The organism is Pseudomonas sp. FBCC-B1565, from assembly GCF_059133265.1.
Genome location: NZ_CP101438.1, coordinates 6,444,771 through 6,462,619, shown reverse-complemented (window position 1 = coordinate 6,462,619; position 17,849 = coordinate 6,444,771). Strand labels below are relative to the sequence as shown.

Genomic DNA, 17,849 nt, shown 5'->3' with positions numbered 1-17,849 from the left:
GACCCTTTCAGATAAGACTTACGAGATGTTACTTATTCTATAATCCGCAGCGTTTATAGGGCGATTATGTTTTTTTGGTAAGGATTACTGACCATATGCTGTTTTCATACCGTGGTGCCCTACGCGCGGGGCTGGTATACCTGCTGGTTTCTGTCGCATGGCTCCAGCTCAGCAACCACTTATTGATCAGCTTTCTCGATGAACCGCGGGAGTTGGGACGCTGGCTGCAAGTGCGGGGCTATGTGTGGGTGGCCCTCAGCGCCCTGGCGATTTACCTGATGTGCGCCCGATTTGCGCGTGCCAACCAGTTGCAGCAACCGTTGAAGGAAAACCGCGAACGCCTGCGCCAGGCCGCCGCCGTGTTCGACTGCACCCGCGAAGGGGTGCTGGTCACCGACGCACAAGGGCGGATCGTGCACGTGAACCGCGCCTTCATGGCGATCACCGGCTACAGCCGCGAAGACGTCATGGGCCAGCAGCCCAGCTTGTTCAAGTCCGGGCGCCATTCGTCGCATTTCTACCAGCAGATGTTCCAGAGCCTGGAGCGTACCGGCGAATGGAGCGGTGAAATCTGGAACCGACGCAAAAGCGGCGAGATTTACCCCCAGTGGCAAACCATTCGCGTGATTCACGATGACCAGGGCCACGTCAGCCATTACGTCGCGGTGTTTTCCGATATCAGCGCCATCAAGGACTCCGAGCACGAACTGGCCCACCTCGCCCATCACGACCCGCTGACCGACCTGCCCAACCGCCTGCTGTTCACCGACCGTGCCGAACAGGCGCTGGCCTCGGCGCAGATTCACAAGCGTGGTTGCGCCTTGCTGTTGCTGGACCTGGACCACTTCAAAATCATCAATGACAGCCTGGGCCATAACGTTGGCGACCAGTTGCTCAAAGTCGTCGGCGAACGGCTCAAGGCGTTGTTCGGCCCGGGCGTGACCCTGGCGCGCCTGGGTGGGGATGAGTTCGCCGTGCTGGCAGAAAGTTGTCCACAGGTGGCCCAGGCTGCGGGCCTGGCGCAACGCATACTGGAGGCGCTGAAACAGCCATTTATCTTTGACGGCCACCAGCTGTTTATCAGCGCGAGTATTGGCATCAGCCTGTTCCCCAGCGACGCCTTGAGCGCCGAGCAGTTACTGCGCAACGCCGATTCCGCGTTGTTCAAAGCCAAGAGTGCTGGCCGCGAAGGTTATGCCCTGTACACCGAAGAACTGACCGCCCATGCGCAGAACCGTGTAGAGATCGCCAGTGAGTTGCGCCGTGCGCTTGAACAGCAGGAGCTGTGCGTCTACTACCAGCCGGTGCACGACCTGAACGGCAGCCGCCTGATCGGCGTCGAAGCACTGGTGCGCTGGCAGCACCCGGAGCGCGGTCTGGTGCCGCCGGGCGAGTTCATCCCGATTGCCGAGCGCACCGGCCTGATTGCCGATATCGACGCCTGGGTCATGGACCGGGCCTGCCGGCAAATGTGCGACTGGCTGGGGAATGGGGCGCCACTGAGTTTTATCGCCATCAACGTGTCCAGCCGCCTGTTTGCCCGGCGCGAGCTCTACGAACAGGTCGCCCAGGTGCTGCACGACACGGGCCTGGATCCGGCTTTCCTGGAGTTGGAAGTCACCGAAAGCGCGGTGATGGACGACCCGGAAGTAGCCCTGGAACAACTGCACCGCCTGCGCGAACTGGGCCTACGCCTGGCCATCGACGACTTCGGCACCGGTTATTCCTCGCTGTTGCGCCTCAAGCGCCTGCCGGTGCAGAAGCTCAAGATCGATCAGGGCTTCGTCGCCGGGTTGCCGTGGGACGAGGACGATGCAGCGATCGTGCGCGTGGTGATCGCCCTGGCAAAAAGCATGGGCATGCAGGTGCATGCCGAGGGGATCGAGCAGGTGGAACAGGCGCGGTTCCTGTTGGATCAGCAGTGCGATATGGGGCAGGGGTATTGGTTTGGCCGGCCGATGCCGGCGGGCGAACTAGATTGGTCCAAGGCACCCGCGATCCGAACCTGAAATGCCTTCAAATGTGGGAGGGGGCTTGCCCCCGATAGAGGTGCATCAGCCCCTCATTAGTTGACTGACACTCCCTCATCGGGGGCAAGCCCCCTCCCACATTTGAGAGCAATCTGCGCGCAACCCCGCGTCCCACCAGAAAATTCTTTCTGGTTATATAAACATTCTTAAATAGTATTTTTAAGAATATCTGCGCTTATCTACTATCGCCCTCACGCCGCAAGCAGTGCCGCCACTGCGAGGCACTATTCATTTCAGGAGCGAGACCATGAGCGCATCTCTACGTAGCGTCGACGGCCAGGACGAAGCAGCCATTTTGCGTGAGATCCAGAGCGCCCTGCGCGATCTGCGGTTTGGCGCGGTGGAAATCACGGTGCACAACGCCCAAGTGGTCCAGATCGAACGCAAAGAAAAATTCCGCCTGCAGAACCCGGGTAACAAACCGAGCTGAGCAAGAACGGCGATAGACCCGCAACTATAAAAAAAGCCAACACCCCAAGAATTTCAGGAGCTTCTATGTCGTCGATTCGCCGTTACGCCCTGGCCGCCCTGGCCAGCGCCGTGTTTGCAGGTTCCGCGGTTGCCAAGGACTACGAGTTGCTCAACGTCTCGTACGACCCTACCCGTGAGCTGTACCAGGACTACAACGCTGAGTTCACCAACTTCTGGAAACAGTCCCACCCAGGCGACAACGTCAAGATCCAGCAATCCCACGGCGGTTCGGGCAAGCAAGGCCGTGCCGTGATCGACGGCCTGCGCGCCGACGTGGTCACTCTGGCCCTGGCCGGTGACATCGACGAAATCGCCAAGCTGGGCAAGACCCTCCCGGAAAACTGGCAGACCCGCCTGCCGGACGCCAGCACCCCATACACCTCGACCATCGTGTTCCTGGTGCGCAAGGGCAACCCTAAAGGCATCAAGGACTGGGGCGACCTGATCAAGAAAGACGTATCCGTGATCACCCCGAACCCGAAAACCTCCGGCGGCGCCCGTTGGAACTTCCTCGCCGCCTGGGCCTATGGCCTCAAGGCCGGTGGCAGCGAAGCCAAGGCCCAGGAATACGTGAAGGAGCTGTTCAAGCACGTACCGGTGCTGGACACCGGCGCTCGCGGCTCGACCATTACCTTCGTCAACAACGGTCAGGGTGACGTGTTGCTGGCCTGGGAAAACGAGGCGTTCCTGGCCTTGAAAGAAGACGGCGGCGCCGACAAGTTCGACATCGTCGTGCCTTCCCTGTCGATCCTCGCCGAACCACCGGTTGCCGTGGTCGACAAAAACGCCGAGAAAAAGGGCAACACCGAAATCGCCACTGAATACCTGAAGCACCTGTACAGCCCGGCTGGCCAGGAGATTGCGGCGAAGAACTTCTACCGCCCACGCGATGCAAAAGTGGCTGCCAAATACGCCCAGCAGTTCCCGAAACTGGACCTGGTGACTATCGACAAAGACTTCGGCGGCTGGAAAACTGCCCAACCGAAATTCTTTAACGACGGTGGCGTGTTCGATCAGATTTACACCGCGCAGTAAGCCGAGCAACAACCCGCCCACAGAGCCCGCATTCACCTGCGGGTTTTGTGTGTCAGTTCCCTTAACCAAGGACTCTTATGTCGCGTCGTATCTCCCCCGTCATACCCGGCTTCGGGCTGACGCTGGGCTACACCGTGGTGTACCTCAGCCTGATCGTACTCATCCCGCTGGCGGCGATGTTTGTACACGCTGCTCAACTCACCTGGGATCAGTTCTGGAACATCATCTCCGCACCGCGTGTGCTGGCGGCGTTGCAACTGAGCTTCAGCACCGCACTGTACGCCGCGCTGATCAATGGCGTGATCGGCACGCTGCTGGCTTGGGTGCTGGTGCGCTACACCTTCCCCGGTCGCAAGGTCATCGATGCGATGATCGACCTGCCGTTCGCCTTGCCCACCGCTGTCGCCGGCATCGCACTGACTGCGCTGTACACGCCTAACGGGCTGGTCGGCCAGTTCGCCGCCGACCTGGGCTTCAAGATCGCCTACACCCCGTTGGGCATCACGCTGGCGCTGACCTTCGTCACCCTGCCGTTCGTGGTGCGCACGGTGCAGCCGGTGTTGGCCGATATCCCCCGGGAAGTCGAAGAAGCCGCCGCCTGCCTGGGTGCCAAGCCGTTGCAGGTGTTCCGCCACATCCTGGTGCCGGCGCTGCTGCCCGCCTGGTTGACCGGTTTTGCGCTGGCGTTTGCCCGTGGCGTCGGTGAGTACGGTTCGGTGATTTTCATCGCCGGCAACATGCCGATGAAAACCGAGATCCTGCCGCTGCTGATCATGGTCAAGCTCGATCAATACGACTACCGCGGCGCCACGTCCATTGGCGTGTTGATGCTGGTGGTTTCCTTTGTCCTGCTGCTGCTGATCAACTTGTTGCAGCGGCGCATCGAACGTCCATAAGGAGGCGCGGAACATGTCCCAATCGTCTATTTCCGCCGCGTCCTCGGCCAACGCTGCCCGCCGTGGCAGCGCCGCGTCGCGACGCATCCTGATCGGCCTTGGCTGGCTGGTGTTCGCCCTGTTCCTGTTGTTGCCGCTGTTTATCGTGGTGACCCAGGGCCTGAAGAACGGCCTCGGCGCGTTCTTCACCGCGATCCTCGAACCCGACGCGCTGTCGGCGTTGAAACTCACGGTGATCGCCGTGGTGATCTCGGTGCCGCTCAACCTGGTGTTCGGCGTCAGCGCCGCGTGGTGCGTGAGCAAGTACTCGTTCCGTGGCAAGAGCATCCTGGTGACGCTGATCGACCTGCCGTTCTCGGTATCGCCGGTGATCGCCGGCCTGGTCTATGTGTTGATGTTCGGCGCCCAGGGCTTCTTTGGCCCGTGGTTGCAGGACCACGACATCCAGATCGTGTTCGCCTTGCCCGGCATCGTGCTGGCGACCATCTTCGTCACCGTGCCTTTCGTGGCCCGTGAACTGATCCCGCTGATGCAAGAGCAGGGCACCCAGGAAGAAGAGGCCGCGCGCCTGCTCGGTGCCAATGGCTGGCAGATGTTCTGGCATGTGACCGTGCCGAATATCAAATGGGGCCTGATCTACGGCGTGGTGCTGTGTACCGCACGGGCCATGGGTGAGTTCGGCGCGGTGTCGGTGGTGTCCGGCCACATTCGCGGCGTGACCAACACCCTGCCGCTGCACGTCGAGATTCTCTACAACGAATACAACCACGTTGCCGCGTTTGCGGTGGCGAGTCTGTTGCTGATCCTGGCGCTCTTCATCCTGCTGCTCAAGCAGTGGAGCGAGAACCGTATTAACCGCCTGCGCGCCGGTGCGGCTGAGGAATAAGTCATGTCGATCGAAGTCCGTAATGTCAGCAAGAACTTCAACGCCTTCAAGGCCCTGAACAGCATCAACCTGGACATCCAGAGTGGCGAGTTGGTGGCCTTGCTTGGCCCGTCGGGCTGTGGCAAGACCACCTTGCTGCGCATCATTGCAGGCCTGGAAACCCCGGATGACGGCAGCATCGTGTTCCACGGTGAGGACGTCTCCGGCCACGACGTGCGCGATCGCAACGTCGGCTTTGTGTTCCAGCACTATGCGTTGTTCCGCCACATGACCGTGTTCGACAACGTGGCGTTCGGCCTGCGCATGAAACCGAAGAACCAGCGCCCGAGCGAAAGCCAGATCGCGGTCAAGGTCCATGAGCTGTTGAACATGGTGCAACTGGATTGGTTGTCGGATCGCTACCCGGAGCAGCTTTCCGGTGGCCAGCGCCAACGTATCGCCCTGGCCCGCGCCCTGGCGGTCGAGCCTAAAGTGTTGCTGCTGGATGAGCCCTTCGGCGCCCTCGACGCCAAGGTGCGTAAAGAACTGCGCCGCTGGCTGGCACGCCTGCACGAAGACATCAACCTGACCTCGGTGTTCGTGACCCACGACCAGGAAGAGGCCATGGAAGTCGCCGACCGCATCGTGGTGATGAACAAGGGCGTGATCGAGCAGATCGGCTCACCGGGCGACGTCTACGAAAACCCGGCCAGCGATTTCGTCTATCACTTCCTCGGTGATTCGAACCGCCTGCACTTGGGTGAAGACAAGCACGTGCTGTTCCGTCCACACGAAGTGTCGCTGTCGCGGCATGAGCTGGAAGACCACCACGCCGCTGAAGTGCGGGATATCCGCCCGTTGGGTGCGACAACCCGTGTGACCTTGAAGGTCGAAGGCCAGAGCGAGCTGATCGAAGCCGAAGTGGTGAAAGACCACGACAGCCTGACCGGCCTGGCACGCGGCGAGACCCTGTTCTTCAAGCCCAAGGTCTGGCAGAAAGCCTGATAACCCCGCACTACCCAATGTGAAAATGGGGCCAATGTGGGAGGGGGCTTGCCCCCTCCCACATTTAGGCCTCTCTCGGCTTCAGATCGCGTCGAACCACCGGTCCCGAGCGCTCCTCTATCTGTTGCTTCAAACCCTGCCGCAACCCCAGCAGAAACGCCAACTCCGCCACCACAAACAACGGCCCGACGATCAGCCCCGACACATCATCGACAAACGCAGGCTTCCTGCCTTCGTAGTAATGCCCGACAAACTGAATCACCCAACCCACCACGAACAGGCCGATGCCGCTGCTGAGCCACACCAGCGTGCTCTGCGCCGCCAGCACGTGTCCGGCCCACACCGACAGCGCCATCAGCACGGTCATCAACACGCCCAGGGCCAATTCCAGGCGCAGGTAAAACCACGCAGAGAACAGCGCGAGAAGAACGGCGGGTGAGATCCATATGCCAGCGACGGCCCATTCCGGGCGTGACAACAACACCGCAACCGCCACCACGATCAGCGGGATGCCAACAAAGTGGCTGGCGATATTGCGCGGATCGCGGTGGTAGGCAGCGTATTGACTCAGGTGATCGACGAGGCTTTTCATTGTTATTCCTCCTGTAGGATGTTTGATCATGCCCCGTCAGCCTGTGGCGAACTGTCAGCTGGGCGACAATCTTCGGAGTTCACATGGACGCAGAACAATGGCGCGCCCGGTTGGCCAGCGGTCACTGGTTCAGCCACCTGGCGGCGCCTTTTCAGCATAGTCTGCTGGCCCATGCCCGGCTGCGGCAGCTGACGGCGGGGCAATACCTGTTCAAGCGCGGCGACCCGCCCTGTGGCTTGTATGCGGTGCTCGACGGCACCCTGCGGGTCAGCGCGGTGAACGAGCAGGGCAAGGAGGCGATACTCAGCCTGGTGGAGGCACCTTTCTGGTTCGGCGAAATCTGCCTGTTCGATGGCCTGCCGCGCACCCACGACGCCTGCGCGGTAGGTCCCAGCACACTGTTGCAGGTGCCGCAGCAGGCGCTGCTGGGCATCCTGGACGAGACCCCGCGATACTGGCGCGACCTGGCCCTGCTGATGAGCCAGAAGCTGCGCCTGAGTTTCATCGGCCTCGAGCAGCTCAGCCTGATGCCGGCCCCGGTGCGGCTGGCCCACCGCTTGTTGATGATCGTCGAGGGCTACGGCGACAACGAACATGCTAAACGCGTGCTGCAATTGCCCCAGGAAGACCTGGCGGCCATGTTGAACCTGTCGCGCCAGACCACCAACGCTTTGCTCAAGGACCTGCAAGCCGCCGGCGTCGTGCGCCTGGGCTACGGCGAGATCGAAATCCTCGACGTACAGCGGCTACGGCAGGCGGCGCACCCCTGAGGGTGTTAGCCTGCACGCCTATCAATCGAGGTGTGTTATGCGCGTGCTGTTAGTGGAACATGAATCCGACGAGGCACAGCGGATGGCCGTGGGCCTGAACGAGGCCGGCTACACCGTGGAGGTGGCGGCCAATGGCATGGCAGCGTTGCGCTTGGTTGAAAGCACCGAGTACGACCTGGTGATCCTGGATGTGATGCTGCCGGGGCTCAATGCCTGGAAGTTGCAGCAGGCGATTCGGCAGAAGGGCCAGACGCCGATGTTGTTCCTGACCACGCCCGGCGGGATTGAAGACCGCCTGCGCGGGTTGGAATTGCATGAGGATGACTATTTGCTCAAGCCATTTGCGGCCAAGACGCTGGTGGCGCGAGTGAAGAAGCTGCTGCGGCGGGGGCGGTGACTATTCTGATGCTATCGGGGGCAAGCCCCCTCCCACATTTTTGAACGTATTCACAGATCAACAGTGGGAGGGGGCTTGCCCCCGATGAGGCCCTCCCAGCCACTACAAATCCCTACCTCAGCCCATCCCGAAACTGCCCCGGCGTCATTCCCGTCCAGCGCTTGAACGCCCGGTTGAAGCTGCTGGTATCGGCAAAGCCGAGCAAATGACTGATCTCGGCCAATGAGCACTGTGGGTCGCGCAAGTGCAGCAAGGCCAGGTTCTCGCGGCACTCATTGAGCAGCGCATCAAACCGGCAGCCTTCATCCGCCAGGTGACGCTGCAAGCTGCGCAGGCTCAGGTGCAGCGCCTGGGCGACGCGTTCGGCACTTGGCTCGCCGTCGGGCAACTGCGCTTCGATCACTCGACGTACCTTGCGCTCCCAGGTCAGTGGCTGCAATTGAGCGAGGGTGCGCTTGAGCACGGTTTCGTTGTGCTCGGCCAACTCAGGGTTGGCGTCGTCGAGGTGGCTGTCGAAATCGATGGCGGCAAACTCCAGGCGGTCTTCTTCGGCGCCGAAAAATACCGGCGCACGAAACACCGTGTGCCACGGCTTGGGGTCTGCGGGCTCGGGTCTTCGCAGGTACACCGCCAGCGGCGCGTATTCACGCCCCAGGCGATTGCGGCAGGTGCGCACGTAGATTGCTGCAAACGCATCGATGGCTTCGAAAGCCGGCGCCGGGTTGCCGGGCAGTTGCAACAGGCGAAACCGATAGCGCTCGCCATCGCCGCTCAGCTCCAGGGTCAGCGCATCGCTGACCACCTGGTGGTAGCGCACGATGCGCTCGAACACTTCCCGCAGGCTGCCGCTGGCCACCAGCGCATAGCCCAGCGCGTGAAAGGTGGTGGGGCTGACGAACCGCGACACCCGCAAACCAATCGCCGGGTCGCCGCTGGCCTGCACCGCCAGCGCCCACAAACGCGTGGTCGCCGACAGCGGATAGCGCGCGTTGGGATCGTCCATCAGCTGCGGGTCGAGCCCGGCTTGCAGGCACAACGCGGCGCTGTCTAGGCCCAGGGCGTCGAGTTGCTTGCGCAGGGCGCGGGTCCAGCTGGCGAGGGAGGTGGGCTCGGTCATGGCGATTGGCGCTTGCGGTCAACAGGTTGGCGTGTGTGGCCGATGCCCTGGCGGACCGCTTGGGCCAGGATGCATCCATCAATACACCAGAGGATGGAAGCATGGACGGTACTTCTGCAAGTCCCCAGCAGATGAACGCACAACAGCGCTCGGCGCATATCCGTGACGTGGTGCTGGCCGAGGGCGTGCGCCTGCGCCAGCAGCATCCCTGGCTGCTGCATCAGGACGCGTTGGGCGCGGGCATCCTGGCGTTTGCGTTGCTGGGCATGCTCGGGTCGGCGGCGCTCTACATCACTGGTCATATGGCTTGGTGGGTCTGCCTGCTGCTTAACGCGTTCCTGGCTTCACTGACCCACGAGCTGGAACACGACCTGATCCACAGCATGTACTTTCGCAAGCAGCGCGTGCCCCACAACCTGATGATGGGCCTGGTATGGCTGGCGCGGCCCAGCACCATCAACCCGTGGGTACGCCGGCATCTGCACCTCAACCATCACAAGGTCTCCGGCACCGAAACCGACATGGAAGAGCGCGCTATTACCAACGGCGAGCCCTGGGGCTTTGCGCGCTTGCTGATGGTGGGCGATAACGTCATGTCGGCCTTCATCCGCATCCTGCGGGCCAAGACCTGGACGCACAAACTGACGATCCTCAAGCGCTCGCTGCTGGTGTACGCGCCACTGGCGCTGCTGCATTGGGGCGCGTGGTATGTGTTCCTCGGCTTTCATGCCGCCAATGGCGTCGCCGGCCTGCTGGGTGCGCCGATCGACTGGTCGGCCGGCACCTTGCAGATGATGCAGGTGATCGATATCGCCGCCGTGGTGATCATCGGCCCTAACGTGCTGCGCACCTTTTGCCTGCACTTCGTCAGCTCCAACATGCACTACTACGGTGATGTGGAGCTGGGCAACGTGATCCAGCAGACCCAGGTCTTGAACCCCTGGTGGCTGTGGCCGTTGCAGGCGTTCTGCTTCAACTTCGGCAGCACCCATGGCATCCACCACTTTGTGGTGAAGGAGCCGTTCTACATCCGCCAGATGACCGCCAAGGTGGCGCACAAGGTCATGGCGCAGATGGGCGTGCGCTTCAATGATTTCGGGACGTTTGCACGGGCCAACCGGTTGGGTTTTCCAGCGCCTGCAGGGTTTCGATCAACGCCTTCGCCGCAGGCGACAAGCGCACCCCAGCGCGGCTGATCACCCCGCAGCGGTTGCTCAGGCTGTCCAGGGCGTGCGGCAGGTTGCGCCAGTGCAGTGCGTGCAGCTCGCCCTTGATGAACTCCTCGACAAACGCCTCTTCGGCGCCCAGGCCAATGGCATCGGACTGGCGCACGATGGTGGCCAGTGCGGCAAGCTGCTCCAGCTCGATGGCGGGCGCGAAGTCGACGAGCCCGCTGAGATTGGCCAGCAGTTTTCGGATGCCCGGCGCGATCAGCGGTGTGGCCAGCGGGTAGCCGAACAGGTCGTTGGTGGACAGGCTGTCCTTGGCCAGCAGCGGGTGCCCTGCACGGCAGAAAAACACGCTGCGCCGAGGTGTCAGGGCCAGGGTCTGGAAGTTCGGGTCCGCCTCGAAGTGACGCACATCGGCGATAAAGAATTCGATCTCTTCACGGCTCAGGCTGCGCCCGAGTTTTTCCCAGTTGTCCACCTGCAACACGGTGCGCACTCTGGGGTAAACCGTGATGAACCGCGCCATGGCCTGGGGCGCCAGGTTCACCGCGGCCACGGCGTCGCTGCCGAAGCGCACTTCGCCGGCGTCGAGTTTGGTCATGCGCGTGACTTCATGGCTCAACAGGGCCGCGCCTTGCACCAGGCTCAACGCGTGTTGCAGCACCACCTGGCCTTCGGGTGTGGGGCGCAGGTCTTTATGGGCGCGGTCCACCAACACGCAGCCGAACTCTTGCTCCAGGCCCTGGATGCTGCGGCTGAAGGCGGGCTGGGTGATGCCCATGGCGTCCGCCGCACGCACAAAACTACGGTGCTCGTTCAGCGCGATGAAATAGCGCAGTTGGCGAAGGTCCATGGTGTGCCCGGCATCCTGTAGGAGAGCCAGGATTTTAAGGGCACTACTTATTCCGTCAACGAAGCATTTTTGTTTTATCTAGATCTTAAATGTATATCTATAGAGCAGGTGCCGTGCGGTACGTCGCCGGGCTGAACACCCGCGTCACCAGCAGCATGGCCACGGCTGTCACCGTCAACACCACCCACGCGCTGACAAAGCTGCCGGTGAGTTCACGCAGCCAGCCGGTCATCCATGGCGAAATCGCATTGATCAAAAAGCCCACGCCCTGCACGAACGCCGCCAGTTGCCCGGCCTGGCGCGGGTCGCGGTGGTGGTCGAGGGTCAGCAACAGGCTCAGGGCAAAACATGCTCCCAGGCCAAAGCCGCACAGCGCCACCCACAGGTGGGGAAATTCCAGCGGCGCCAGCAACAGGCCGAGGTAGCCGAGGGTCTGGGCCAGCAGGCTGATCCACAGCAATGGCCGACGGTCGACCCCGCGTTGCGCCAGCACCGGCATCAACAGCGCGGCGATCACCTGGAAGATGGTCATGAACGCCAGCAGCGAACCGCTGGGCAACACGCCCCAGCCCAGTTGCTGGTAGTAGGCCGGCAACCACGCCACCAGGCTCATGTAGCCGCAGTTCACCAGCCCGAAATACAGCGCCAACAGCCAGGCACGGCGATTGCGCAGGCCCTTGAAGGCAGGCGGCACCTGTGGGTTTTTCGCTGCGCCCAGCGGCAACCAGGCCCACAGCAATAACGCCGCCAGCGCGGGTAACAACCACACACCCAACCCGGCTTCCCAGTGCTGGAAATACGTGGCGGCCACCGGGCTGAGCAGCGCCGCCAGACCGCCTCCCGCCATCAACGAAGCCGAGTAAACGCCCATCGCCACAGGCACGCGGTGATGGAATTCGCGCTTGATCATCGCCGGCACCAACGCCTGGATCAGTGCCACACCGGCGCCGCCGAGCAAGGCCGTGACCAGCAGCGTCGAGCCCTGGCCCATCAGCCAGCGCGCCAGGCACGCCAGCAGGATCATCAGCAGGCCCAGGGCGATGCCGCGTCGCTCACCCAGTTGCGCTTCAACGCGCACGCCCACCAGCGCCACCAGGCCCATGCACACCACGGGCAGGCTGGTGAGCAGGGCGCTGCTCTGGAAGCTGAGGCCGGTGGCCAGGCGGATCTCGCCGAGCAACGGGCTGATGGAACTGAGGATCGGCCGCAGGTTCAGTCCCAGGACCACCAGCAGGCCCCAGCCGGCGAACCGGCCTGCGATTGAAGAGTTAAGCGACATGCAGAACCTATGGCGTGTGCAAAGGAGGCGTGAAGTATCGCCAGTCGCCGAGGTATTCTGAAATTAAATATAACCATGCCAATCAGTGGAAAATGGAATGGTGAGCGACATGTTCGATCCTGTGTTGTTGCGCAGCTTTGTCGCCGTGGTGGACTGCGGCAATTTCACCCGTGCCGGCGAGCGACTGCACTTGACCCAGTCCACCGTCAGCCAGCAGATCCGCCGCCTGGAAGACGCGGTGGCGTGCCAGCTGCTCGACCGCGACCAACGTCGTGTGGTGGCGACGGCGGAAGGCGAGCGCCTGCTGGCCTATGCGCGGCGCATCCTTGCGTTGCATGAGGAAGCCGCCGATGTCTTGATCAATCAGCAAAGCGACGGCGTGCTGCGCCTCGGTGTGCCCGAAGACTTCGCCGCCGAACGCCTGATGCCGCTGTTATCGGCTTTTGTGCTGGCGTATCCCCGGGTGCGCCTGGAAGTCACCAGCGGTCTTGGCCCCGAGTTGCAGCGCCAGTACCGCAGCGGGGAGTTTGATGTGTTGCTGGTCAAGCAGATGGGCGACAGCGATGACTGCCTGGCCTCCTGGCCGGAGCCGTTGTGCTGGGTAGACAGCCGCAGTACGCCCTCCCTGAGGCGCGACCCTTTGCCGTTGGTGGCCTTTCCGGTGGGCGGTCTGTACCGCAATGAAATGCTGCAACACCTGGAAGTGGGCGGCTGGCGCTGGCGCATCGGTTACTCCAGCGCGAGCCTGGCCAGCGTGTGTTCGGCGGTGGCGGCGGGGTTGGGCATCAGTCTGTTGCCCCGGCGTGTGGTGCAGGCCGGGCATGTCGTATTAGGTGCGGACAGTGGTTTGCCCGCGGTGCAGGGCGTGCGGCTGGCGTTGTATGGGCGCACTGGCCTGGGGGCGGCGGGGCAGAGCCTGCAGCGTCAGTTGCTGGATTTGTGCGCAAACAGCCCTGCCTGAACCATGCCTTTGCCGAATATTTTTTATGCCTGGAAAGCATGCAAAAACATCGCCTGGACGCCAGCCCTTGCAGGACGGGGCTTTGGCGTTTCAGCATGGTTTGTTTATTCGTTCTAGATCTATGTATAACTTCAAAGATTACTTTAAGAGATAAGCGTCTGGCCCGGATGATTCACTCCTCGACGGCCTTCCATGCAGGCCTGTCGGTTTTTTGTTTTAAAACCGTAGGAGTGAATCAATGGGCAATGTCCAGACCGCCGCCAGTGCACACGAGGCGCCGTGGCGCCAGGCACCGGGTGGTGAGTTGGTCGACCTTGGCCGGCCGCACCGGGCGCCGTTGGGGCAATTGCGCACGCAGAAAACGCCAAAGCGTTTCTCCAGCCGTCGCGAAGGCATTCTGCTCGGCCTGCTGGTGCTGGCCCTGCACGGTGCGGTGATCTACTGGGTGAGCCAGAAGCCGACCCCGGTGCTGCCGATTGTGCCGCCGGAAATTCCGCCGATGACCATCGAATTTTCCCAGCCGGCGCCGCCGGTGGTGGAACCACCACCGCCTGTGCCACCACCACCGCCGCCGCCCGTGGTCGAGCCACCGCCGCCGGTGGTGGATGAGTTGGCCGCCAAACCGGCGCCGCCTAAACCGATTCCAAAACCCAAGCCGAAGCCAGTGCCAAAGCCTGAGCCCAAGCCCGCACCGAAACCGGTCGAGCAGCCGCCTGCGCCACCGACACCCGCGCCGCCTGCGCCTCCCGCTCCACCGGCGCCGGCCCCGGTAACGCCTGCTTCGGCCAACGCCGCGTACCTGAAGAACCCTGCGCCGGAGTACCCGTCACTGGCTCAGCGGCGCGGTTGGGAAGGCACGGTGTTGTTGCGGGTGCATGTACTGGCCAGCGGCAAGCCGGGCGAGATCCAGATCCAGAAGAGCAGCGGTCGCCAGCAACTCGATGACGCCGCACTGACCGCCGTGAAGCGTTGGAGCTTCGTGCCGGCCAAGCAGGGCGATGTGGCCCAGGACGGCTGGGTCAGCGTCCCGATCGATTTCAAGATTCACTAACTATTCGGCTGCGGTGTGTTGCACACGCCGCGACCCGCACAGAGGGAAGACATCATGGCATTAGCATCTCCACTTGAATCCATCGAAAGCGCGGTGATCTGGCTGCTGGTGGTTTTTTCGGTCGCCACCTGGGGCCTGGCCCTGCTCAAGGGCGTGCAGTTCGGTCGCCTCAAGGCGCAGGATCGCAAGTTCCATAAACAGTTCTGGGCGGCGTCGAGTCTCGACGCTGCCGCCGAACTGGCAGAAACCCAGCCGGGCGCTGCCGCCCGTGTCGCCCAGGCCGGTTACGCTGCGATCCAGGTGGGCGAAACCCCACACGCTACCGACCTGAGCCAGGCGATCAACCACCAGGACCGCCTTGAACGCGCCCTGCGCCAACAGATCGTGCGTGAGCGGCGCTCCCTGGAAACCGGTCTGGCGGTGGTCGCCAGTATCGGCAGCACCTCGCCGTTCATCGGCCTGTTCGGCACCGTGTGGGGCATCATGGAAGCGCTCAAGGGCATCAGCGCCGCCGGTTCCGCCAGCCTCGAAACCGTGGCCGGGCCGATCGGTGCAGCCTTGGTGGCGACCGGTGTGGGTATCGCCGTCGCGGTACCGGCGGTGCTGGTCTACAACTATTTCCTGCGTCGCCTCAAGCTGACGGCTGCCGACCTTGACGACTTTGCCCACGACTTCTACAGCCTGGCGCAGAAGAATGCCTTCCGCGTATTGCTGCACCCAACCCTGAACAAAGCCGGCGCCGGCACCCCGCAGAAAGTGAAGGAGGCCTCCTGACATGGCCTTCTCCACGCAAGACAGCGATGAAGTGCTGAGCGAGATCAACGTCACGCCGCTGGTGGACGTGATGCTGGTGCTGCTGGTGGTGTTTATCGTCACCGCGCCGCTGTTGACCAACGCGATTCCGATCAACCTGCCCAAGACCGAGGCCGTGGCCCCGGTGGAGCAGAAGGACCCGTTGGTGGTGAGCATCGACGGCGCCGGCAAACTGTTTATCAACAAGGACGAAATCCAGCCGGACCTGCTGGAATTCAACCTGCAATCGGCCAAGGCCAAGGACCCCGATGTGCGGGTGCAATTGCAGGCTGACGATGGAGTGAACTACGGCGAAGTGGCGCGAGCCATGGCGTCGATTGAACGCGCGGGCATTACCAAGCTGTCGGTGATTACCGCCCGTTAATTGCAAAAGCCTCGACAATTTTTTGGCCGTCTCCTTGGCAGGGTGCGGCCTTTTTTTTTGCCTGCTTTTCAATCCTCTACTTGAAATGCAATCAATGTGGGAGGGGGCTTGAACTGGCCTAATGATTTTGGACACTTCAATCGGGCGCTATGATAGCGCCCAAATCTGAGGTGTTTGGATATGCGTAAATCTTATTCGAGTGAGTTCAAGCTCAAGGCTGCCAGCATGGTGTTGGATGAAGGTCAGCCGGTTACCGAAGTCTGTGCCAGCCTGGATATCGGCCCCACAGCCCTGCGCCGCTGGGTTGATCAAGTGCAAAAAGAACGCTTGGGCTCGACTCCGGTGGGGGCCAAGGCGATTACCGCTGATCAACGAGAAATCCAGAGACTCAAAGCTCTGCTCAGAGAGAAAGACCTGGATATCGAAATCCTAAAAAAGGCCAGTGCTCTCCTGCTTTTGGACGCCAAGGATCATTCACGCTGATCAATGAGCTGGACGAGCAGTACGGCGTTAAAAGGTGTTGCCAGGCGTTTGGGGTCAACCGCAGTAGCTTCTACGCCTGGCGCCAGCGCCAAGGCAGAGCAAATCCTGAACGGGACAAGCTCAAAGCCGCGCTGGTCAGGCACCACAAGGCGTCCAGAGAGTCAGCCGGCGCACGTACTTTGTCCAAGGAGCTACAAGCCAAAGGGCATCGTATCGGACGTTATATGGCTCGCAGTTTGATGCGCGAAGCTGGCATCGCTAGTCGTCAGCGCAGGCGCCATAAGTACAAGTCGCCGGGCGTGGAGGCCTTGGTGGCGCCGCACGTGCTCAAGCGAAAATTTGATGTGACGGCGGTTAATCAGGTGTGGTGTGGCGACGTGACCTACATCAAGGTCGGCAAGCGGTGGATGTACTTCGCCGCCATTCTGGATCTGTACGCTCGCAGGATCGTAGGCTGGTCGTTCTCGATGATTTCTGATGCCAACCTGACCTGCGAAGCGCTACGCATGGCGGTTGAGCTGCGCGGCCATCCCCAGGATGTGTTGTTTCATTCTGACCAGGGTTGCCAGTACACCAGTCATAAATTCCGAAACGCGCTTGTGAAGCATGGGTTTAGGCAAAGTATGAGCCGTAAAGGCGAGTGCTGGGACAATGCCCCGATGGAGCGTTTCTTTGGTAGCTTGAAGTCCGAGTGGGTGCCTGAAACGGGCTACAAACTGGAGCATGAGGCGCGGGCAGATGTGCAGCGCTATGTCTCGCGCTACAACATCAGCAGGCCTCACAGCTATAACGACTACAGGTCGCCGGTCGTGAAGGAAAGGTTGGCGGCGTGAACCGTAATCGGTGTCCAAGATTACTTGACCAGTTCAGCTTGCCCCCGATTGGAGTATGTCAGCCAATCAATCTGTAACTGATACACCGCCATCGGGGGCAAGCCCCCTCCCACATTTTGAACTTCATTAATTTTTATTTTTTGGTTATTAATAAATAGCTTCTTATTCCTTAACGAATATAACCCCCGTCCCTATACTGTTCAGCAACGTTAAACGCTGCAGGAGGGCACACCCATGCACAGCGAGTCGATTCGTTACCTGATCGTGCCGGGCTGGCAAGGATCGCCAGAAGATCATTGGCAAAGTCACTGGCAGAACAGCCTGCCCAACAGCGCTCGCGTGGAGCAGGCTGACTGGCTGACCCCGCGCCGCGAAGACTGGGTCGCCGCGCTGGCCGAGGCCATCGCGGCCGACAGCACGCCGGTGATCCTGATCGCCCACAGCCTGGGTTGCATCACGGTGGCGCATTGGGCGGCCACCGCACCGGTGCAGTTCCTGCGCCAGGTACGCGGTGCCTTGCTGGTGGCCCCGGCCGATGTCGAACGGCCCGCCTGCTCTCCTGCGTTGCGTAATTTTGCGCCGATCCCGACCGACCTGTTGCCGTTCCCCAGCCAGGTGGTCAGCTCCGACAACGACAGCGCTGTCAGCGCCCCGCGAGCCCTGGAATTGGCCCGCAACTGGGGCGCCGAAGCCGGCATTCTGTCGGGGGCGGGGCACATCAATGTGAAGTCCGGCCACCAGCGCTGGGAACAGGGGTTCGCCTACCTCTATCGCCTGCAAAGCCGCCTTGAGCATCACGCCCGGCGTACTGCCTGAATTTTTTCAACGCCCCGTCCCTTGAGTGGATTGGGGGCGGGAGCCTGCC

Annotated in this window: 20 protein-coding genes; 16 read left to right on the top strand and 4 right to left on the bottom strand. The window is 61.8% G+C overall.

Annotated features, from left to right (window positions below; translation table 11 throughout):
* The first annotated feature begins 95 nt into the window (after positions 1–95).
* From dibA to NL123_RS29735, 6 genes are all read left to right on the top strand, one after another.
* Complete coding sequence (gene dibA / locus NL123_RS29760; RefSeq protein WP_494356908.1) at positions 96–2,009, top strand: phosphodiesterase DibA; 1,914 nt, start codon at positions 96–98, stop codon at positions 2,007–2,009.
* Positions 2,010–2,277: 268 nt separating this feature from the next.
* Positions 2,278–2,460, top strand: coding sequence for a sulfur starvation response protein OscA (gene oscA, locus NL123_RS29755; protein WP_003170956.1), 183 nt, complete (start codon positions 2,278–2,280; stop codon positions 2,458–2,460).
* 65 nt (positions 2,461–2,525) lie between these two features.
* Positions 2,526–3,536 (top strand): sulfate ABC transporter substrate-binding protein, encoded by a 1,011-nt coding sequence (locus NL123_RS29750; protein WP_016975030.1) that lies wholly within the window; start codon positions 2,526–2,528, stop codon positions 3,534–3,536.
* 77 nt (positions 3,537–3,613) lie between these two features.
* Positions 3,614–4,432, top strand: a complete 819-nt coding sequence (gene cysT / locus NL123_RS29745; RefSeq protein WP_016975029.1) for a sulfate ABC transporter permease subunit CysT — start codon at positions 3,614–3,616, stop codon at positions 4,430–4,432.
* 13 nt (positions 4,433–4,445) lie between these two features.
* Positions 4,446–5,318 (top strand): sulfate ABC transporter permease subunit CysW, encoded by an 873-nt coding sequence (cysW, locus tag NL123_RS29740; RefSeq protein WP_010214166.1) that lies wholly within the window; start codon positions 4,446–4,448, stop codon positions 5,316–5,318.
* Positions 5,319–5,321: 3 nt separating this feature from the next.
* The gene (locus NL123_RS29735; protein ID WP_034101869.1) at positions 5,322–6,302 is read left to right on the top strand and encodes a sulfate/molybdate ABC transporter ATP-binding protein; all 981 of its coding nucleotides are present in this window, start codon (positions 5,322–5,324) and stop codon (positions 6,300–6,302) included.
* A gap of 64 nt (positions 6,303–6,366) precedes the next feature.
* Here the strand turns inward: NL123_RS29735 and NL123_RS29730 are convergent, their stop codons facing one another.
* A complete protein-coding gene (locus NL123_RS29730; RefSeq protein ID WP_494356907.1) occupies positions 6,367–6,894 on the bottom strand; it encodes an Mpo1 family 2-hydroxy fatty acid dioxygenase in 528 nt (175 codons plus the stop codon).
* 83 nt (positions 6,895–6,977) lie between these two features.
* On the opposite strand from NL123_RS29730, the gene NL123_RS29725 reads away from it, so the two are divergent.
* Entirely contained in the window at positions 6,978–7,664 is a 687-nt protein-coding gene (locus NL123_RS29725) for a Crp/Fnr family transcriptional regulator (RefSeq protein WP_248485633.1), read from the top strand.
* 37 nt (positions 7,665–7,701) lie between these two features.
* Entirely contained in the window at positions 7,702–8,061 is a 360-nt protein-coding gene (locus NL123_RS29720) for a response regulator transcription factor (RefSeq protein WP_494356906.1), read from the top strand.
* A 112-nt stretch (positions 8,062–8,173) separates the two neighbouring features.
* On the opposite strand, the gene NL123_RS29715 is transcribed toward NL123_RS29720, so the two are convergent.
* Positions 8,174–9,178: an AraC family transcriptional regulator gene (locus tag NL123_RS29715; protein ID WP_248485635.1), complete on the bottom strand. Its 1,005-nt coding sequence runs from the start codon at positions 9,176–9,178 to the stop codon at positions 8,174–8,176.
* A gap of 101 nt (positions 9,179–9,279) precedes the next feature.
* Here NL123_RS29715 and NL123_RS29710 point away from each other — a divergent pair, with 101 nt between their 5' ends.
* Complete coding sequence (locus NL123_RS29710; RefSeq protein WP_494356905.1) at positions 9,280–10,374, top strand: fatty acid desaturase; 1,095 nt, start codon at positions 9,280–9,282, stop codon at positions 10,372–10,374.
* Here the strand turns inward: NL123_RS29710 and NL123_RS29705 are convergent.
* Together NL123_RS29705 and NL123_RS29700 are read right to left on the bottom strand one after the other, a co-directional pair.
* Positions 10,265–11,200 carry a LysR family transcriptional regulator gene (locus tag NL123_RS29705; protein ID WP_494356904.1) on the bottom strand — a complete coding sequence of 312 codons (936 nt, stop codon included), beginning with the start codon at positions 11,198–11,200 and terminating at the stop codon, positions 10,265–10,267. The genes NL123_RS29710 and NL123_RS29705 overlap by 110 nt on opposite strands.
* A 97-nt stretch (positions 11,201–11,297) precedes the next feature.
* Positions 11,298–12,479: a CynX/NimT family MFS transporter gene (locus NL123_RS29700; RefSeq protein ID WP_494356903.1), complete on the bottom strand. Its 1,182-nt coding sequence runs from the start codon at positions 12,477–12,479 to the stop codon at positions 11,298–11,300.
* A gap of 109 nt (positions 12,480–12,588) precedes the next feature.
* Here NL123_RS29700 and NL123_RS29695 point away from each other — a divergent pair, with 109 nt between their 5' ends.
* The 7 genes from NL123_RS29695 to NL123_RS29665 all read left to right on the top strand — a co-directional run bounded on the left by NL123_RS29695 (position 12,589) and on the right by NL123_RS29665 (position 17,800).
* On the top strand, positions 12,589–13,440 hold the full coding sequence (locus NL123_RS29695; RefSeq protein ID WP_494356902.1) for a LysR family transcriptional regulator: 852 nt from the start codon (positions 12,589–12,591) through the stop codon (positions 13,438–13,440).
* 238 nt (positions 13,441–13,678) lie between these two features.
* The gene (locus tag NL123_RS29690; protein ID WP_494356901.1) at positions 13,679–14,491 is read left to right on the top strand and encodes an energy transducer TonB; all 813 of its coding nucleotides are present in this window, start codon (positions 13,679–13,681) and stop codon (positions 14,489–14,491) included.
* Between the two features lie 51 nt (positions 14,492–14,542).
* Complete coding sequence (locus NL123_RS29685; RefSeq protein WP_494358355.1) at positions 14,543–15,265, top strand: MotA/TolQ/ExbB proton channel family protein; 723 nt, start codon at positions 14,543–14,545, stop codon at positions 15,263–15,265.
* A gap of 1 nt (position 15,266) precedes the next feature.
* Entirely contained in the window at positions 15,267–15,668 is a 402-nt protein-coding gene (locus NL123_RS29680) for an ExbD/TolR family protein (protein ID WP_122489362.1), read from the top strand.
* 180 nt (positions 15,669–15,848) lie between these two features.
* Positions 15,849–16,151 carry a transposase gene (locus NL123_RS29675; protein WP_014717988.1) on the top strand — a complete coding sequence of 101 codons (303 nt, stop codon included), beginning with the start codon at positions 15,849–15,851 and terminating at the stop codon, positions 16,149–16,151.
* The gene (locus tag NL123_RS29670; RefSeq protein WP_068935174.1) at positions 16,148–16,984 is read left to right on the top strand and encodes an IS3 family transposase; all 837 of its coding nucleotides are present in this window, start codon (positions 16,148–16,150) and stop codon (positions 16,982–16,984) included. Before NL123_RS29675 ends, NL123_RS29670 begins: the two co-directional genes overlap by 4 nt.
* A 234-nt stretch (positions 16,985–17,218) precedes the next feature.
* On the top strand, positions 17,219–17,800 hold the full coding sequence (locus NL123_RS29665) for an alpha/beta hydrolase (RefSeq protein ID WP_016975008.1): 582 nt from the start codon (positions 17,219–17,221) through the stop codon (positions 17,798–17,800).
* The last annotated feature ends 49 nt before the right edge of the window (positions 17,801–17,849 follow it).